The 16,561-nt window shown below is 59.7% G+C and carries 21 protein-coding genes; 3 read left to right on the top strand and 18 right to left on the bottom strand.

Annotated elements, in window-relative coordinates; genetic code table 11:
- Positions 1-22: 22 nt before the first annotated feature.
- Positions 23-403, top strand: a complete 381-nt coding sequence (locus CSE6_RS08630; protein ID WP_059440393.1) for a cupin domain-containing protein — start codon at positions 23-25, stop codon at positions 401-403.
- A 333-nt stretch (positions 404-736) separates the two neighbouring features.
- Here CSE6_RS08630 and CSE6_RS08625 read toward each other — a convergent pair whose 3' ends face one another.
- The 12 genes from CSE6_RS08625 to CSE6_RS08570 all read right to left on the bottom strand — a co-directional run bounded on the left by CSE6_RS08625 (position 737) and on the right by CSE6_RS08570 (position 9,463).
- Positions 737-931, bottom strand: coding sequence for a hypothetical protein (locus CSE6_RS08625; protein WP_003053971.1), 195 nt, complete (start codon positions 929-931; stop codon positions 737-739).
- Positions 932-1,180: 249 nt separating this feature from the next.
- Positions 1,181-1,429: a hypothetical protein gene (locus CSE6_RS26035; RefSeq protein ID WP_165572358.1), complete on the bottom strand. Its 249-nt coding sequence runs from the start codon at positions 1,427-1,429 to the stop codon at positions 1,181-1,183.
- 523 nt (positions 1,430-1,952) lie between these two features.
- Positions 1,953-2,300, bottom strand: coding sequence for a PRC-barrel domain-containing protein (locus CSE6_RS08615; protein ID WP_012838823.1), 348 nt, complete (start codon positions 2,298-2,300; stop codon positions 1,953-1,955).
- 68 nt (positions 2,301-2,368) lie between these two features.
- A complete protein-coding gene (locus tag CSE6_RS08610; protein ID WP_083994697.1) occupies positions 2,369-2,566 on the bottom strand; it encodes a hypothetical protein in 198 nt (65 codons plus the stop codon).
- Between the two features lie 512 nt (positions 2,567-3,078).
- Positions 3,079-3,939 carry a hypothetical protein gene (locus tag CSE6_RS08605; RefSeq protein WP_034377599.1) on the bottom strand — a complete coding sequence of 287 codons (861 nt, stop codon included), beginning with the start codon at positions 3,937-3,939 and terminating at the stop codon, positions 3,079-3,081.
- A gap of 358 nt (positions 3,940-4,297) precedes the next feature.
- Positions 4,298-5,059, bottom strand: a complete 762-nt coding sequence (locus tag CSE6_RS08600) for a YfaZ family outer membrane protein (RefSeq protein WP_045839524.1) — start codon at positions 5,057-5,059, stop codon at positions 4,298-4,300.
- Positions 5,060-5,068: 9 nt separating this feature from the next.
- A complete protein-coding gene (locus tag CSE6_RS08595; RefSeq protein WP_034409797.1) occupies positions 5,069-6,547 on the bottom strand; it encodes an amidohydrolase family protein in 1,479 nt (492 codons plus the stop codon).
- 196 nt (positions 6,548-6,743) lie between these two features.
- On the bottom strand, positions 6,744-7,190 hold the full coding sequence (locus CSE6_RS08590; protein ID WP_003062865.1) for a universal stress protein: 447 nt from the start codon (positions 7,188-7,190) through the stop codon (positions 6,744-6,746).
- 233 nt (positions 7,191-7,423) lie between these two features.
- On the bottom strand, positions 7,424-7,756 hold the full coding sequence (locus tag CSE6_RS08585; RefSeq protein ID WP_034358296.1) for a hypothetical protein: 333 nt from the start codon (positions 7,754-7,756) through the stop codon (positions 7,424-7,426).
- A 169-nt stretch (positions 7,757-7,925) separates the two neighbouring features.
- Positions 7,926-8,567 carry an FABP family protein gene (locus CSE6_RS08580; RefSeq protein ID WP_034409793.1) on the bottom strand — a complete coding sequence of 214 codons (642 nt, stop codon included), beginning with the start codon at positions 8,565-8,567 and terminating at the stop codon, positions 7,926-7,928.
- Between the two features lie 84 nt (positions 8,568-8,651).
- Positions 8,652-9,056 carry a hypothetical protein gene (locus CSE6_RS08575; RefSeq protein ID WP_003062872.1) on the bottom strand — a complete coding sequence of 135 codons (405 nt, stop codon included), beginning with the start codon at positions 9,054-9,056 and terminating at the stop codon, positions 8,652-8,654.
- 98 nt (positions 9,057-9,154) lie between these two features.
- The gene (locus tag CSE6_RS08570; protein ID WP_003053988.1) at positions 9,155-9,463 is read right to left on the bottom strand and encodes a hypothetical protein; all 309 of its coding nucleotides are present in this window, start codon (positions 9,461-9,463) and stop codon (positions 9,155-9,157) included.
- Positions 9,464-10,235: 772 nt separating this feature from the next.
- On the opposite strand from CSE6_RS08570, the gene CSE6_RS08565 reads away from it, so the two are divergent.
- Complete coding sequence (locus tag CSE6_RS08565) at positions 10,236-10,562, top strand: hypothetical protein (protein WP_238585665.1); 327 nt, start codon at positions 10,236-10,238, stop codon at positions 10,560-10,562.
- A gap of 304 nt (positions 10,563-10,866) precedes the next feature.
- Here CSE6_RS08565 and CSE6_RS08560 read toward each other — a convergent pair whose 3' ends face one another.
- From CSE6_RS08560 to lexA, 4 genes are all read right to left on the bottom strand, one after another.
- Positions 10,867-11,328 carry a universal stress protein gene (locus tag CSE6_RS08560; RefSeq protein WP_045839521.1) on the bottom strand — a complete coding sequence of 154 codons (462 nt, stop codon included), beginning with the start codon at positions 11,326-11,328 and terminating at the stop codon, positions 10,867-10,869.
- A gap of 143 nt (positions 11,329-11,471) precedes the next feature.
- The gene (locus tag CSE6_RS08555; protein ID WP_034358289.1) at positions 11,472-11,717 is read right to left on the bottom strand and encodes a hypothetical protein; all 246 of its coding nucleotides are present in this window, start codon (positions 11,715-11,717) and stop codon (positions 11,472-11,474) included.
- A 419-nt stretch (positions 11,718-12,136) separates the two neighbouring features.
- On the bottom strand, positions 12,137-12,496 hold the full coding sequence (locus CSE6_RS08550; RefSeq protein WP_238585664.1) for a hypothetical protein: 360 nt from the start codon (positions 12,494-12,496) through the stop codon (positions 12,137-12,139).
- Between the two features lie 228 nt (positions 12,497-12,724).
- Positions 12,725-13,396, bottom strand: a complete 672-nt coding sequence (gene lexA / locus CSE6_RS08545) for a transcriptional repressor LexA (RefSeq protein ID WP_034358608.1) — start codon at positions 13,394-13,396, stop codon at positions 12,725-12,727.
- An 82-nt stretch (positions 13,397-13,478) separates the two neighbouring features.
- Between lexA and CSE6_RS08540 the strand changes: the two genes are divergently transcribed.
- Positions 13,479-14,462: an asparaginase gene (locus CSE6_RS08540; RefSeq protein ID WP_059440343.1), complete on the top strand. Its 984-nt coding sequence runs from the start codon at positions 13,479-13,481 to the stop codon at positions 14,460-14,462.
- Between the two features lie 275 nt (positions 14,463-14,737).
- Here CSE6_RS08540 and adk read toward each other — a convergent pair whose 3' ends face one another.
- Together adk and kdsB are read right to left on the bottom strand one after the other, a co-directional pair.
- Positions 14,738-15,394 carry an adenylate kinase gene (gene adk / locus CSE6_RS08535; protein ID WP_003062884.1) on the bottom strand — a complete coding sequence of 219 codons (657 nt, stop codon included), beginning with the start codon at positions 15,392-15,394 and terminating at the stop codon, positions 14,738-14,740.
- Positions 15,395-15,783: 389 nt separating this feature from the next.
- A complete protein-coding gene (gene kdsB, locus CSE6_RS08530) occupies positions 15,784-16,560 on the bottom strand; it encodes a 3-deoxy-manno-octulosonate cytidylyltransferase (RefSeq protein ID WP_034358284.1) in 777 nt (258 codons plus the stop codon).
- Position 16,561 lies beyond the last annotated feature (1 nt).

Genomic DNA, 16,561 nt, shown 5'->3' with positions numbered 1-16,561 from the left:
AGCTCTTATGAAGGAGAAAATCATGGCCACTCCCGTCAGCGTTGAGAAGCTAGAAGTCAGGTCACACAGCGAGCCCGATGAACTTCGCACACCTAGCAAAACTCGCGTGGAGCTCGTAAAGCTTCAGGGCTACACGATTGGACGGTTCAACTTTGAGCCCGGATGGCGCTGGTCCGAATGCATCAAGCCCGTGGTGAAGACCGAATACTGCCAACTCTCGCATGTGGGGCACGTCGTTTCGGGAAAGCTCACCGTTCAAATGCAGGACGGCTCTCAGAAAATGCTCAGCGCAGGGGAGTCCTACGCCATCCCACCTGGCCACGATGCCTGGGTCGAAGGGAGTGAACCCTTTGTCGGCCTTGAGGTGCTGAGTGCAGAGGTCTACGCAAAACCTGCCGAGTAACGCTCGCGCAAGTGCTTGCGGGCTTGCCATAGCAGATTGAGGTAGCGGTATTACATGCCAACCACTTGGCAAAAATGCCTGCTAGGTCTGGAACCTTGCGGGCTTTTGTCTGCTTGGCGGGCGCTTCCGAGCTTCTGAATTGGCGATTGCGTTGCGCCTGCCCTATCTGCATTTGAAAGTGTGCTGCTACTGATGGCATCGTCTGGATTGAACTAGCAGCCTTGCTTTCCATAGCAGGCAGCAGCCGGCTGTGTTGGCTGTCGCGGTGCTGTAGTTGTTGCCGTACGGTGTCGATGGGGCATGGGCTGTTCGCGGGGGCAACGGGGCGGTAGATCAGGGCTTTTCGCGCAGGCACTGGACGGTGTGGGCGTCCAGCCATTCGGCGTGCATGCCTGGGCAGGCGAACTCGTCGCGCACGGATTTGGTGAGGGTGGTGGGTTCGTCTGCCTGGGCGTTGGGGGTGGCAAGCCACAGTACGCCCATGAAGATGGCGGCGACGAGGATCAGGGACTCGATGATCTTTTCCATGATATTTCTCCGGTCTGGCGCTTGTCAGGAAAACGCCTGTGGCTATCAAAAGCGATGAGGTTGACCGTTTACAGCGGCCAGGCTTGCGGGGTGGTGGCAATGACGATGGCCACGCCGATGAGGCAAAAGATCCCCAGGAGGCAGAGGCCCCATTGCGCGGCGGTCAGTAGCTTTGTTCCAAGGCCGGGGCGATCAAGAGCAGGACTGTCAGGAGCAGCGCGAGCAGGGCGGTGGGGATGTGTGGCCATTTCACAGGCCTCCCTTCTCGCGCAGGCGCTGCACGAGGTCTTCATCAACGGGTTGAGGAACGGTGCTGTACAGCATGGAGTCTCCTTTTGGCGAGAAGCAGGCCCGCTGGATGGGCGGGGGCGGATAAAAAAGACCAGCGCTCTTGAGAGCAGGTGAAACCAACAAAGGTATGGAGTGAATGCGCTTCGCGCTCTGGCGCAGCAAGCTGTTGCCTTGAATTTTACTGTTATTTTTATCAGTGCTGTTCATTTGTACAGTAGTTTAAATTTTCCCTGTACAGCGCGTCAACAGACATCGACCTCATGTGTTGCGTGGCCGCACTGAGCGTCTACCGGCAAAGAAAAAGCCCACCAGCGTTGGCTGGTGGGCTTGCGGGTAAAGGCCGATGCCTTGCGGCGTGCCTGGGGAAGCAGAGGGAGGGTAGAGAACCTCAGGCTCGGCAGAAAGCAATGGATATCATCACCATCTGGTGTGACTGCTCAGACCGCAGCTCACGGCTTGTGCACTACGGTATTGGAAAAGCGTATTTCAGGCCTCGATTTTGAGCAATACCTTGTACCAGGAACCATCACACCAGATGGCCCCGCTTGACCCTGCGGGGAGAGGTCGCGCTTAAGGCCCGCGGGGCCAGGAGGCTACATTTGAAAATCTCCGCGCAAAAAAAAGCCGACCGCGAGGTGGGCTGAACTCCAACTGGTTGGCGGCCGGCGCCGACCGGCCTGCGGTTCTTCTTGAGTTTGGGCACTAGCGCATGTGTGGTTGCGTGCCGGGGTTAGACAAAGGGCACACCGTAGTGGTCATAAACACGGCGGCCGTAGTCGTCGGTGTATTCGGGCAATGTGCCTCCCTCGTAGCGAGGGGCGTTTTCAAGCCGTTCCTTGGTGACGGAAACCACGTACCCGCCTTGGCTGGGTTCGTATTTGAGGCTATCCCACGGCAGTGGGTAGAGATCTGAGCCGATGCCCAGGAAACCGCCAAACTGCATCACTGCATATCGAATCTTGCCGGTGAGCTTGTCGATCATCAGTGAGTCGATAGCTCCCAGTTTGTCGCCGTTGGGGTTGTAGACGTTGGTGCCGTTGACACGATCGGATGAGATGACAGGTGAGGCTGGTTGCATTCCTGCTCCTTTCTTTGCGTGGTACAGAACAACGCTGGCAAGGTGGGCCAGCGCTGAGGCGCTCACTTTCACTGCTGGGGCGTTTTGTGCTGCTGCCCAGGCTGCTGTTGCTGAGCAGGGGTCTTCTGCTGTCCTGGGGTTTGCTGTTGCTGCTGGCCGGGTTGGCTGGTGCTCTGGCCTGGTTGGCGTTGCCCAGGGTTTTGCTGCTGCTGTTGCTGCTTGTCCTGTTGGCTGGGGCTGTGCTGCTGGTTCGCCTGTTGCGTCATGTCCTTCACTCCTTCAGGTAGGTGACCAGCAAACCGGGTTGGCTTGCTGTGGATGCATGGTCGCCGAGTCATGGAAAACCCTTTTGTAGGAGAACGTGGCGCAACGCTGAATTTTGTGAATTCACGGCCATTACGTAGCATTTGGTTTACGTTTGAGGCGGAACTCTCGATATTCCTCACAGTATTCATCCGGACGCGCAGCAGGATGTGGTGGGTTCCGGGCTCATTCAGGATTGTGGTCGCTGCCTCCCCGATGCAAGTCGCTCCAACCGCAGTACCCTGAACCGGGTCCACCGGCCGGCCTTATGCCTTGGTGAAGGGCGTTGCCGTGATTCCGCCAGTCTTGCCGTTTTGCCCTTGTCCGCATTCGACAGGCCCATTGGCTTTTTCCAGAACTAGCCGTGTTGATAGCTTCCGGCGTTTGACGGATAAGCGCTGGAGGCCTATCTGACCTAAATGCCTGGATGCGGAGAAAAGCCCCTGCAACCACTGGTTGGCAGGGGCTGTTTTGTTCAGGCCAGGCAGTTCAGGTCGTAGCCCACCATGAAGAGTGAAGCTTCCATGGCGCGCATGCGATCGGGCTGGCCTGAAAACAGGCTGGGGGTCTTGCGCAGGGTCTCGGCCATTACCCAGGCCAGCCGCACCTTGGCGCCAGCCCAGCGCTGGGGCGTGCTTTGGCTGGTGTAGAGCAGGGTGCCCGGCGAGGGTGGCTGGTCAAACAGGCAAGCCAGTTTGTGCTGGGGCTTCTGGCTGCCGCCGGCCAGCGGGAAACTCAGCGTATCGGGCAGGTGGGGCCTGCCGCTGCTGCGGCGCCAGAACTCCACCAGTGCAGCAGCTGCGGCGCTGACCCGTGAGTCATAGATGGGCAAGCCTTCGGCCGAATAAAAGGCGTGTACCTTGGTGAGCATGGAGTTCATGAGCCGCACTGTCGGAAAGCCGGTGCGCAGGCTGGCCGAGCCAAGCGCCATTTCCTGGTGGGTCTGGGCGATGTAGTGGCTGATGTTAGTGCCAAGGCCCACAAGAAAGGGCCGCGCGCCTTCTTTGGGGTTGCGCTCGCCGCCCCAGTCCAGCACATCGCTACAGGCGGCCAGGGTGGCTGTCGCATCGTTGGCCTGCACGGCAGCGCGCAGCTTGGCAGAAAGAGCGCTTGTCTTGATGCACGACTCGGCCCAGTCGCCCGTTGCCAGGCCAGTCGCCCGCCAGCGGTAGTGGCGAGGTACCAAGTCGGCAAAACGGGCGGTGGCCATCAAGCCCTTGGGGACGTAGCTGGAAGAGCGAATGTTCAACTGAATCCGTCGCTGGGGGAGTGTGGCTGCAAGCCAGTCGGTAAAGCCAATGACTTCGGGCTGTTGCAGAAATTCGGTGCGGTTCATTGATGCCTTGTGGCCTGTCGGATTTCTTGTTTTGGTCAGTTGGTGCTGCTTTGACATTGTCGCCCGGCGTGGGCGGCTGACGGAGCAAGGAAAGGCAGGCTGCAGCAATGAGTGCGCACGCCCCTGGTTTGTCCTGTGGTGGTGTTTCGAGCGCGATTTCAGGCTCTGACTCTCCGGTGGTCGAGGTGACTCCATGCGCTGAAACCGAGAGAGATCGCGCACCAGGTAATCCAGTGCTATAGAGGGCCTGGCTCAGCCTGGTTCGCCCGCAGCGATTGCCATCGCCTATGCCATTGCTGCATGCGGCGTTGCAGCCGCAGGTCTGACGGGCTGGGTGTTGGCTATCCGCTGGTGGTTATCAGAACCTGAACGTCGCACCGACGATCGGGCCGCTCTGGCTGAAGTCCAGTCGCTTGCCGTCGTCACGGTAGTCCACGCTCAGGTGGCGGTAGCCCACGGACACAAAGATGTTTTCCTTGACTTGGTAGTTCACCGAGCCGTGCACCTGCCAGGTGAACTTCGAGCCCACATCCAGCCCACCCATATCGGCATACACCAAGGTGGACCAGCGCGGCGCAATATCGTAGCGCCAGCGTGCGGCGACCACTGGGTCAACGAACGAGGTGTTGGACTGCGCCGAACCTACCCCTGGCACACTCACTTTGGCCTTGATCTGCCATAGGCGCAGGCCCGCCATCAGGTCAACGCTCGACTGCGGACTCAGCATCCAGTTGTGCCCGCCGGTCATCGTCAGCGAGGTCTGGCGAATCTTGGCATTTGCGCTCAGGCCTAAGGGTAGGGCAGCCTTGTCCGATGTAGCGGCGTAGCTGAAGTCGCCCTGCAGCACATATTGCCCCTTGCGTGCCGTGCCGTTCACAAAGGCTGCAGCGTCCAGGTCCTCCAGAATGTCCGAGAACGATTTGTTCACGCTCACCGTTGGCGCTCCTCTGAACGGGCGGACGCTGCCGTCCAGCCCCGTCATCCATGCATAGGGCGTGAGCTGAAAGCGCCATGCATCGGCTGCTGTCTTGTCCTGTGCCCAGGCCGGCGTGCCTGCCAGCAGGCTCGCGGCCAGCGCCGCCGTTGCCATGCCTGGAGTGGTGTTGATGTACTGGGTCATTTGTCTCCCTTACAGCGTGTTTTTGTACACCTTGCCGTCCTTCATGATCAGGCGCAGGTTCTGTTCCGGGCTGCTCAGGAAGTCCAGATTCACCGTCGGGTCGCCATCGGCCACTAGAAGATCGGCAAATGCGCCAGGGGCGATGCGGCCCAGCGGCTGGGGATAGGGGTTGCGCTCGCCCGACAGGGCCAGCAGTTCGCCGTTGGTGCCCGTGGCCTGCTTCAGCAGCGTCATGGGGTCGTAAAAGCGCGTCAGCTTGGCCAGTTGCTTGCCCTGTGTGACAGTGCCCTTGGGGCTGAACAGAATGTCCGTGCCCCAGCCCGTCTTGATGCCGTACTTCTGCGCCATCTCATAGGCGCGCACCGTGCCCTGGGCCACGCGCGACTGGCTCTCGCGGCGCACTGCATCGGTATAGGGGTTGGCGTCCTCGTCCTGCAGAAATGGCTGCAGGCTCCACCACACGCCCTCGTCGCGCATCATGCGCACGCTTTCCTCGTCGGCCAACTGGCCGTGTTCGATGCTCTTCACGCCCGCCTTGATGGCCCGCTTGATGCCTTTGGGCGTGTAAACATGCGACATCACATAGGTGTTCCAGTCTGCGGCGGCTTCCACGCCGGCGCGCAGCTCCTTCTCGGTGAACTGGGTGCTGTCCAGCGGGTCATACAGCGATGCCACGCCGCCGCCTGCCAGCATCTTGATTTGCGATGCCCCCAGCATCAACTGCTCGCGCACGCGGCGCAGAACCTCGGCCTCGCCGTCCGCAATCATGGCCACGCCGGTTTGCTCCACCATGCTCAGCGGCTCGTTCGCCGCACGCGGAATATCGCTGCGAAGGCGGAAATCGCCATGACCCGAGGTCTGAGAAATCATTGCCCCGCTGGGATAGATGCGCGGGCCCGGGACCATGCCCTCGTCGATCGCGCGCTTGAGCGCAAAGGCGGGGCCGCCCGCGTCGCGCACCGAGGTAAAGCCGCGCATCAGCGTGCGCTGCGCCTCCTGCGCGGCGGAGATGTACAGATAGCCCAGATCTGCCGTCATGGCCGTCATCTGCGGAATGGCTGCCAGCATGGTGTGCCAGTGCGTATCGATCATGCCCGGCATCACCAGCTTGCCCTGGCAGTCGATCACCTGGGCACCTTCCACCTTCTCGCCGGCGGAGGGCAGGGCGGCAATCAGCTTGCCCTGGATCAACACCTGCACGCCTTGACGCACCGACTTGCCCGTACCGTCAAACAGGCGCAGATTGGTCAGCAACACGGGGCGGTCGGCCGGCCTGGCCGCCCCGCCCACGCCTGTCTCGGCAGCATGCAGGGCCACAAATGGCGCCATCATGGCCGCCACCCCGCCCACAAACATGCGGCGCGACATATCGCTCATTACCCGCTCATGCAGCAACTGGCACACCACGCTGCCGCAGGTGCAGGCTCTCGGGCGAATCGGGCCGGTCCGCCACGCCAGGCCGGCATCGGTTGCGATTGCGTGACTCATCTGCGTTTTCCCTTTTTCAAAATGAACCAGAGACGCCGCTGCCGGCGTGACAAATGGAACCAAAGGTTCACAATTTGATGCACCGATGCTACACGACGATCGGCCCATGAAAAAGCGCCCCACCGCACGAGGGCGATGGGGCGTTGCTTGCATTGTGAGAGCGGCCGGGAAGTGGCTGCGCTGCAGTCGATCAGGCCTAAACCGGGCGGTGCACCAGAACTGGAATGCTGCTGTTGACCAGTACGCGCTGGGTCTCACTGCCCAGCAAAATGCCGGCAATGCCCTTGCGGCCGTGTGATGCCATGCAGATCAGATCGCAGTTACCCTCCTGCGCCTGCTTGATGATGGCCTGATTGATGGAGATATTCGTGACCCGCACCGTCTGGCAGGCCACGCCCTCGGTCTTGGCAATGTCCAGGGCAGCTTGCAACACCTGATCTGCTTCCTTCTGGGCGCTCTTGTCGAACTCCGCAGAGTTGTAGGCGATCAGCGCCTCCGCTCCGTAAATCATGGCTGCGTAATCCGGCATCACATACAGCGCCGTCACCTGTGCGCCTTGTTCCTTGGCCAGTTGTATGCCCGCGCGCAGCGCGGCCTCAGAGAGCTTAGAGCCGTCCGTAGGAATCAAAATGTGCTTGAACATATCCAGCCTCCTTGCGCATAGGTGCGCGTCTTGTTGCCAAATCAATTCGATCGATCACTGAGCTCATACTCACACTCCAGGGCTGCTAATGCAACACCTTGAAATGAGTATTCAGACGGTTTCTTGATGGAAATCAAATTCATGAAGGCGCAGGTAGAAGCCGCCTCAAGCCCTTATCCATAAAGCGTTAGAAGCTATCAAAAGCAGACTATCCGAACGTCATGCAGAAGCTATCAAAAGCAGACTATCCGAACGTCATGCGCAGCATGCCCTGCGGCTGTTGCCAGCCTGGCCAGTTGGGCATCGGTCGAACCGATGATCTCGCCGTCGGCAATGCGCCATGGCAGGCTGTCGAAGGAGGCCGGCCTCAGCTCGGTCACAACCGGCGGTACATGGCGCAGGGTGGGGCGGCCGTAATTCAGGTTGGGCAGGTGGCTGCTGTGCTGCCATTTGTCGGCATCGCCCTGTATAGAGGTCTTGAACGCAGCGCGGTGCAGCCTTCGCGACCAGATTGAAGGCCAGCTCCAAGCGCCGAATGCCGGCAGCCTGCGGCGAATGGCCTCCATGCGTTGAAAGGCACATGCATATAAGCCAGTTTGAAGGCAAGCGCCTTCTTGCCCGTAAGGACCATGGTCAGCTGCGTAAGGCCATCGCGGGCGATGCGGTAATCGGGGAGTGTGCGCCCTGCGGATCCAGTGAATTCGGCCAGGGCGTGGAGTCCTTTGAGAGCGCTAATCAGATTTCAACTGCGGCCCTTGCCGTTGGGTTGGGCGTGGGCTCGCCAATCTTGTGCAAGGTGTTGCGGTCGGTATGGGAAAAAGGCTTGCTCTGGCCGGGGATGGTCAACGTGGTTTCCTGCTCGTACGACCAGGTGCCGTCCGAGTGCTTGGTGACGGTGATGGTATAGGCGTCGGTTCTGAAGGCATGCTCCAGAAACGGGTTGCTGGAGATACCGTTGACGGTGGAGCCGCGCTCGGCCCTGAGAGTGAAGCTGGTGGCGTCGGCCGTGGTCTTGCCCGTGGCCATGGCGGTCTGACCGCGCGGGATGGTCAGGGTCTGGATGATGTTGCCGGTGGCAGGCTCCCACAGCCAGTAACCGACCTGGTCGTGAAAGGTTTCCACGTCATCGGGCTTGACGATGCGTGTGTGGTAGCGCAGGCCATAGAAGAGCTGTGGGCCGTTGGTTTGCGCATCGATAGGCTGGCACTCCATGTGCTCGATAAAGGCCTGCTTTTCGGGGCCGTCAGCCTTGGGGTTGATATCCAGGCCGCGCTTGCCGGTCCAGATGCCGGCCATGCCGGTGAGGGGGCCGAGGTTGGCCAGGGTATTCACATCGGGCGTGGGCTCGGTGTAGATGTCCTTGGGAAAGTTTTCCATATCGTGTAACGGGCTTTCACTTTGAATCTGTTGAAGCCAGTTTACAAGCCATGGACTGAGGGGTTCTTGACGGCAGTCAAGCTGTCAGGTGCTTTCTTCGGTGGTGAGCGTAAAGCGTGCGCTTTCGCCACGCTGGGCGGCTTCACGTGTGAGGAAGATCAGCACGCGATAGCTGGCACCACGCTCGATGCGGAAGGTGCAGATGTTGTTGTTGGCCGAGCCTTGGCATAGAGGCTGGGCAGAGCCGTCCTTGAAGACGTTCATCTGGCTGGACGGGTTGTTGGTGTTGAGCGTGACGGTCATGCGCTGGAAGGGCCGTGTTTCGAGCCCGTATTGCACGATACCGTTGCCCGTGATCTGGCCGCTGTAGGAGTTGGTGTAGCCGCCCGGGGTTGTAAAGGCGGCCTGTGCCATGGAGCTGCTGCTGAGATGTAGCGTCATGAGACTGAGCAGGGCAGCAGTTGCAAGCATCGGTTGGAAGCGGGTCATGCAACTCTCCTGAATGTGTTGGACAGGATGGCGCTCCTGGCGCTGCGGCGGGTGTCTATGCCGACAGCCAAGCCACCATCCTCCACCGCCGCCGCGCCCTAGCGGCAGGAGACATTGCGCCAACTGAATTTGCCGTCGTTAAAGAACTCTGTCCATACCGACATGATGGGAGCTTGACGGTAAGAGAACGTAATCTGGTTAGGGATCTTTGGGCCTAGTGCGGCAGGCTGTCCATCCTTGTCGAAGACCTTGACGATATAGAGGGTGACGCCTCCGTCCTCGTCTGTGTGCAGGACTACCCGGTAGTCCTTGGTGAAGAGATCCCAGTCGAATTGCTTGGTCACATACGTGTGCAGACGGACAAAAGCGCGGTTCGCGTTCTTGGCGGCAGGATTAACTTTTCTCATGACGACACTCCCTGTTGCTCAACGACTTGCCGCAGGACCTGCGAGCTGACATTTCATTGCATTTGACTGATGTTGTATCAAGCGGATGTAAGGAAGTATGTAGGCACTTACAGATCGCGCTAATGGACAGAGCAGATCTGCTGTGTGAGCTTCTCTGAAGCGCTGGGGAGGTGCTTTGCCGGTGCCGCTGTCATCTTTTTTTGATGAAGTGGCCGTGCTAAGTAACTGAGTGAAAAGATAGATTTTTTTAATGAAATCTATTCTGAGCCGGCATGGGTTTGAGCGTAGAAGTCGCCTGATGATGACAATTTTTAGAGGGGCGCATTGAATTTTAGGAAGACGATGCTCTAGGCCTGAATCATCGAAAGCAGGGCTGAATCGCCTTGCCTGAATACCAACAAGCAAGTCATCGGTAGGTACTCCCGAAATACTTGGCAATGCGGTGGCTGAGCAACTGACAAGCATCCAAAAGCCAGCTTATCCAATCCTTGAGATATGTCGCCGTGCAGGCTCAGGGTTCACCGTGGCTCTGGCCAGTCGCGCTTTGCCAGTTGTCTCTCAGGCCAGTCATCAAGCAGTGTTAAACCCTGAACCTATTGGTGATGTAGATTTTGTTTCTGCTGCACTTTTCGGTAAATTGGGCGTAGGAAAATTCTGATTTTTGATGCGCAAGTGGCGATCTAGCCCTGTGCCCTACTGAATTCAAAAAAAGCCCATGTCCCACCACCTGCAATACACTTTTGCCTCCCGTCTAGATGCCTGGATCAGGCACATGAAGCTGGCCAAGCCTTGCCATACGCAGCAGATGGCTTATGAGTTGGTGATCGACAGCTGGGTGCAAACCAATGCAGAGCTTGGTGCTTCGCAGGAATTTTTGAAGGCCTTGCGCCGGCGTCGGCTGTGCGAGGAGCATGGCTGGCGGGGGGTGAATACGAGCGTTGCGCACTGGGATCTGGATGATGCACGCTCTGTGCGGATCTATCTGCACGAAGACGGCTCCATCGTGGTGCAGCAAATGGACTCGCAGAATCTCCAGATTCTGTTCACCTTGCCTGGGCATCGTGAGCGATTGGGAGAAGTATCGGAGCGATGTGCCTAGCAGCCAAAAAAATGCCCGCGCAAGGCGGGCAAGTTTCGGGGTCCTCTCGATCCGGTTCTGCAGCTCACACAGTCAATGCATTTGAATATTTGGCAGAGGCGTTACTTTGGCCTCAATCGCCGTTTATCGCTCTTGCACTGTTGCTGACGCGTTTGAACGGTTGACAGGTTGCCCCATCGGGAGCGGCCAGCAACTCCTGACTGGCTGGCCTGCATTTTGCAGCCATGACTTGCAAGTCGCTTGCTCATCTTGTATCGAGGCAAGCGTGCGACATGCAGGACTGCTATTCGATATTTCTGGCTCCTTAATGTTTGCCGGTGGAGGCGGGCCGGTGTACAAGCACCGGGACATGGCTGTGCGTCAGAACGCGCTGGGTTTCGCTGCCCAGCAAAATTCCGCCGATACCTTTGCGACCGTGTGAGGCCATGCAAATCAGGTCGCACTGCAATTCCTGCGCCTGCTGAACAATGGCTTGGTAAACAGAGGCGTGGGTGACTCGCACAAAGTTGCAGGGTACGCCTTCAGGTCTGGCAATCTGGTCAACGAACTGCAAAGCCGCATCTGCATCGCTGTTGGCACTTCGCTCGAACTCTGCGCTGTTGTAAGTCAGCAGTGCGTCCGCGCCGTAGATGATGGCGCGGTAATCGGGCATGACATAAAGGCCGGTCACCTTGGCGCCTTGTTCACGCGCAAGCAGAACGCCAGCACGCACGGCAGCCTCTGACAGTTTGGTGCCATCGGTGGGAATGAGCAGGTGCTTGAACATGTTCAGCCTCCTGATGCCGGAAGATGTGCCTGAGAATCAATTTATTCCAATATTTCGAGCCGCGCAATGCCTAGTTCTTGAATGCAGCAGAGTTGTAGACAGGAGGTAAGACTCTGTAACGGGGTCGATCGCGTCGAGTTGTTTCATTCCTCGGGCGAAGGGGGAACGCGATTGAGGATTTCGCCAGTGGCCTCTATCTCGAACTGCTGTGGATTGAGCCAGTTGACCTCCTGGTGATCGGCAGTTTCAAAGTAAATGGCAGACGGGCGTATGGAGACGCCATGCGGCATGTCGACCTCATCAAAGCTCTGATAGACCAGAATCAGGCGCAGGTTCCCATTGGCGTCTTTGGCCTGTATGTGCTGCAAGAGCTTGCGGTAGGCACTCATAAGACGCCCTCGTTGACATGTGTATATGAATGTTTCCACTGTCGAAGAGGTGCCGCAATACCCTGATCCGGGTATCCGCTCTGACGCATATTCGCGCCTGACAAGGAGTTTAGAAGGCTGCGAGGCTTGTGCGAAATGCGTTTCGGCGGACAGGCTCCTGCAGAGCATCAGTAAAAAATTTACATGGCGATCCAGATCGTTCGGCGCCAAGGCAGAGGGTCTGCTTTGGCGATATCGAGTTTTTCGCCTATGCACTGCTGGCAGAGTCGTCTGGCGTCATATCTGCCAGCCAATGGGCCAAGAGCGCTGAAATGGCTTCCTGTTGGATGCATATGGAAGCTTTGTTGCTCCGCCTGCAGGCCTATTGCGGGTCGGGCTCGGGGCCGCATAAGTGCAGGCCGTCAAACCTCACTGTGCTTTCAGACTTGCGGGGCTGTTTGCTCATGAAGTGCCATACGCTCCAGCGCTGCGCAGACATCGGCCATGCGGCCCGAGATCAGCAGGCATTCGGGCTGACTGTGCGGCTCACGCTGCACGATCTTGAGCAGTCGCGGAGCGCCGACCTGCGCAGGTTCGGCGGTCATCGGCACATGTAGCTGGGCGGCTGCAACGGACTGAATGCGAAGCGCATGGCCGGCGAGACGGCCGCAGCTGCGGTTGGCGCGCATGAAAGGAATGCCGATCCGCGTTGCCTTCGGCCCACGGGCATTGAGGGAAGCAGGCTGCGTGGCGGCTGCGCCGTCCTCGCCGCACCGCAAGTCCGGGGGGAAAGATTGCATGGACGACAGGCTTTTCAGGGTCCGGCGTGTCAAAGACTGCAGTGATGTGGCGAATCCCATTTGGCAACTCCTTTGATGACCTTGCGGCATGGATAAAGGCAGGATTGCGTTCTTCAGGCAAAGCTCCGCCCAGGGAGAAGCTCAACGGCTTCGCGCCTACCACCTGGGCTTGAGAGGGAAAGAGGCTCGGTGCCTCCGCTGCATGGACGGAGGGACGCCGTCTGCCCGTTACATGAACATGCTGTTGCGGATAAGGCCTACGGCCAGGCCTTCGATGGCGAATGGCTCTTCAGGATCGACGTGAATGATCTTGTAGTCGGGGTTCTCGGGTAGCAGCTCGATGCCTTGAGGCGTGCGCTTGAAGCGCTTGACGGTCACGTCGTCACCGAGGCGGGCCACCACAATCTGGCCGTTGCGCGCTTCATGCGTAGCCTGTACCGCCAGCAGGTCGCCGTCCATGATGCCCGCGTCACGCATGGACATGCCGCGGACCTTGAGCAGGTAGTCGGGCTTGGCGGCAAACAGGCTGGGCTCGACCGAATAGCTCTGATCGATATGTTCCTGGGCCAGAATAGGCGAGCCGGCAGCGACGCGGCCGACCAGAGGAAGCACTAGCGGGGCCAGGGCCGTGAGCGGCAGCGCAAAGCTGGTGCCGCGTGCCGCATTGATGGTGCGCACGGTATCGGCGCGCAGGCGAATGCCGCGCGATGTGCCGCTGACCAGATCTATGACGCCCTTGCGGGCCAGTGCCTGCAAATGCTCTTCTGCAGCATTGGCCGACTTGAAGCCGAAGGTGCTGGCAATCTCGGCCCGGGTAGGGGGCGCACCCGTGCGAGCGATGCTGGACTGGATGAGGTCCAGAATCTGCTGCTGGCGGGGAGTGAGCTTGGGGTGGTCCATGGGCATTCCTTGATCGATCGATGATGAATACTGTGTGTTCATCCAGTACCTGTATTTTTAATCAGTTTGAAGAGGACTGCAAGTGGAACGTGACAAAAATATCGTCATCCTGGGCACCGGTGGCACGATTGCCGGTGTCGCCGAGCAGGCTGGCACCAGTGTGGGCTACCGTGCGGCCCAGTTGGGCGTGGCCCAGCTGCTGCAGGCCGTGCCGGACCTGGAACGCGTTGCTGCTGCGTCGCTGCAGACGGAGCAGCTGGCGCAGCTGGACAGCAAGGATATGGATCACGCGACCTGGCATGCACTCGCACTGCGATGTGCCGAGTTGCTCGCGCGTGATGATGTGAGCGGCATCGTCATTACCCACGGCACGGACACGCTGGAGGAAACCGCCTGGTTTCTGCAATGCGTTCTGCACCCGGCAAAGCCCGTGGTGTTGACCTGTGCCATGCGCCCGGCCACAGCCATCTCGGCCGATGGCCCCGGCAATCTGCGCGATGCCGTGGCCTGTGCGGCCGACATGCAGGCTGCGGGCCGCGGTGTGCTTGCCGTGGTGGCGGGCCGGGTGTTCAGTGCGCGCCAGGTGCGCAAGGTGCATCCCTACCGTGTGGATGCCTTTGATGGCAGTGGCACCGGCCCGCAGGGCTGGGTGGAAGAGGGACGGGTGCGCTGGGCAACGGGCGGGCTGCCTAGGGCTGCTGCGGCTGGCTTGCCTGCAATCGCTTTACCGCCCGCAGGTCAATGGCCCCAGGTGGAGTTGCTGCACAGCCATGCGGGCTGCAACAGTGCCGTAGCGCTGGCGGTGATGCAGGCCTGGTATGCGGCAGGCGTGCGTGCCGTGGTGGTGGTCGGCACGGGAAATGGCACGGTCCATCAGGCATTGGGGGCAGCCCTGGACTGGGCGCAGGCGCAAGGCATGGCTTTGCGCATCACGACCCGGTGCGAGGAGGGGCAGGTGGTGCAGGCCGAGAGAGCGGGGGATGGCCGTGTGAGCAGCCTGCCGGCGGCCAAGGCCAGAATCAGCCTGATGCTGGAGCTGATGGGCTGGCCTCGCGAATTGGGTTGATGCTCTTATTATGAGAGCTGCTGGTCTGTGTTAATAAAGAGTATTTATGGTGTTTTGGTTTGAAATCTAATGAATTTAGGCGTAGGCAGCTATGAATATTGATGGCTGCAACGCCATCCTTGGTGGAGCTTTCCTGCACCGGGCTGATGCCAGCCTGAAGGCCGGGAGCGCGAGCTTCAAAAACAAAAAAGGCCGGTGAAGACACCAGCCTTTTTTTCCCAGAGATGCCTGGCCGCGAAAGTCGGCAAGGCTCCATGAGCGAGTGATCAGGGCGATCAGGAAGCCAGAGCGGCCAGAGCGCGTTCGGTGATTTCTTCCACGCTGCCTGTGCCGCTGATGGCGCGGTACTTGGGGGCCGCTGCTGCATCGGCCTTGGCCCAGTTGCTGTAGTAGTCCACCAGAGGACGTGTCTGGCTGCTGTAGACGTCCAGGCGCTTCTTGACGGTTTCTTCCTTGTCGTCTTCGCGCTGAACCAGGTCTTCACCGGTCACGTCGTCCTTGCCTTCCACCTTGGGAGGGTTGAACTTGACGTGGTAGGTGCGGCCCGAGGCGGGGTGGCTGCGGCGGCCGCTCATGCGTTCGATGATGGCGTCGAAGGGCACATCGATTTCCAGCACATAGTCCAGCTTCACGCCGGCGGCCTTCATGGCATCGGCCTGGGGAATGGTGCGGGGGAAGCCGTCAAACAGGAAGCCCTTGGCGCAGTCGGGCTGAGCAATGCGTTCCTTGACCAGGTTGATGATCAGATCGTCGCTGACCAGCTGGCCGGCGTCCATCACGGCCTTGGCTTGCAGACCCAGAGGGGTGCCAGCCTTGACGGCGGCGCGCAGCATGTCGCCCGTGGAGATTTGAGGGATACCGTACTTTTGGCAAATAAAGGCCGCCTGAGTGCCTTTGCCGGCGCCGGGTGCACCCAACAAAATCAGTTTCATGGAAATCCTTGAGGAGAGTAGAAATTCTTGCTGGCCCAGGCAGACGGGTGGTCGTCCGTAGTCCCCGGGCCGTATTTTTTCGCGGGCAAGGATAGCACGCACAAGACCAACACAGGCTTACACAATTCAGTCAAGGCTGTCACAAGTGCGGCCAATTGAAGGCATGTATCCGCTGCAAACGCGATTGCTGTAGTTGTAATCCAGGTGCCGAAGCCGTTACATATGCTATTCGGACTATGCGGAAAGTATAGCGATCAGTGCTTTCCTGGACTGGCCCAGGGCCCTTTGGGACTGCGTGCGCGGACTGGGCAGCTGCCGGCTTGATGCGTGAGCGGCCCCAGATGAAGACAGCCTGCGGACCGGTGTCGCCAAAGTGCGCAGGTCTTTTTTCAACCAGCAAAAACAGCGCGCACACGCTCCAGGTCTTCGGGCGTGTCGACGCCGGCACCCGGTGCATCGGGCGTGATATGCACGGCAATGCGGTGGCCGTGCCAGAGGGCGCGCAGCTGCTCCAGCTGCTCCATGGCTTCGGTGGGGGCGGGTGCCAGTTGTGGGAACTCGCGCAGAAAACCGGCCTTGTAGCTGTAGATGCCAATATGGCGCAGCGGTGTGAAACCTGTGTGACCGGTCCTGGGGGCCGCCGTCTGCCACCAGGCTTCATCGCCGTGGTCGCGTGAGCAGGGGATGGGGGCGCGGCTGAAATAGCTGGCCAGACCCTTGGCGTCACAGACAACCTTCACCACATTCGGGTTGCGGTAATCCGTCAGGCTATCAATAGGATGAGCTGCCGTGCCCATGCTGGCTTCAGGACGTGCCAGCAGCAGTTGCGCCACAGCCTCGATCAGCTTGGGGTCGATCAGCGGCTCGTCGCCCTGCACATTGACGACCACATCGTCACCGGACAGGCCCAGTTGCGCACAGGCTTCGGCCAGACGGTCGCTGCCGCTTGGATGATCCTTGCGGGTCAGGATGGCCTGGACGCCATGCTGGGCGCAGGCCGCCACAATGCTCTCGTCGTCGGCCGCCACCACGCAGCGGGCTGCGCCGGCGAGAGCCGCGCGCTGGGCCACGCGCACCACCATGGGCAGGCCGGCAATATCAGCCAGGGGCTTGCCGGGCAGACGGGTCGAGGACAGGCGGGCCGGGATCAGTACCGTATAGCTCATG

Origin of the sequence: Comamonas sp. E6, from assembly GCF_001010305.1 — a bacterium.
In the GTDB taxonomy this organism is placed as follows: Bacteria; Pseudomonadota; Gammaproteobacteria; order Burkholderiales; family Burkholderiaceae_C; genus Comamonas; species Comamonas thiooxydans.
Note: the sequence above shows the minus strand (reverse complement) of the source record. Positions and strands in the feature narration are given on the sequence as shown.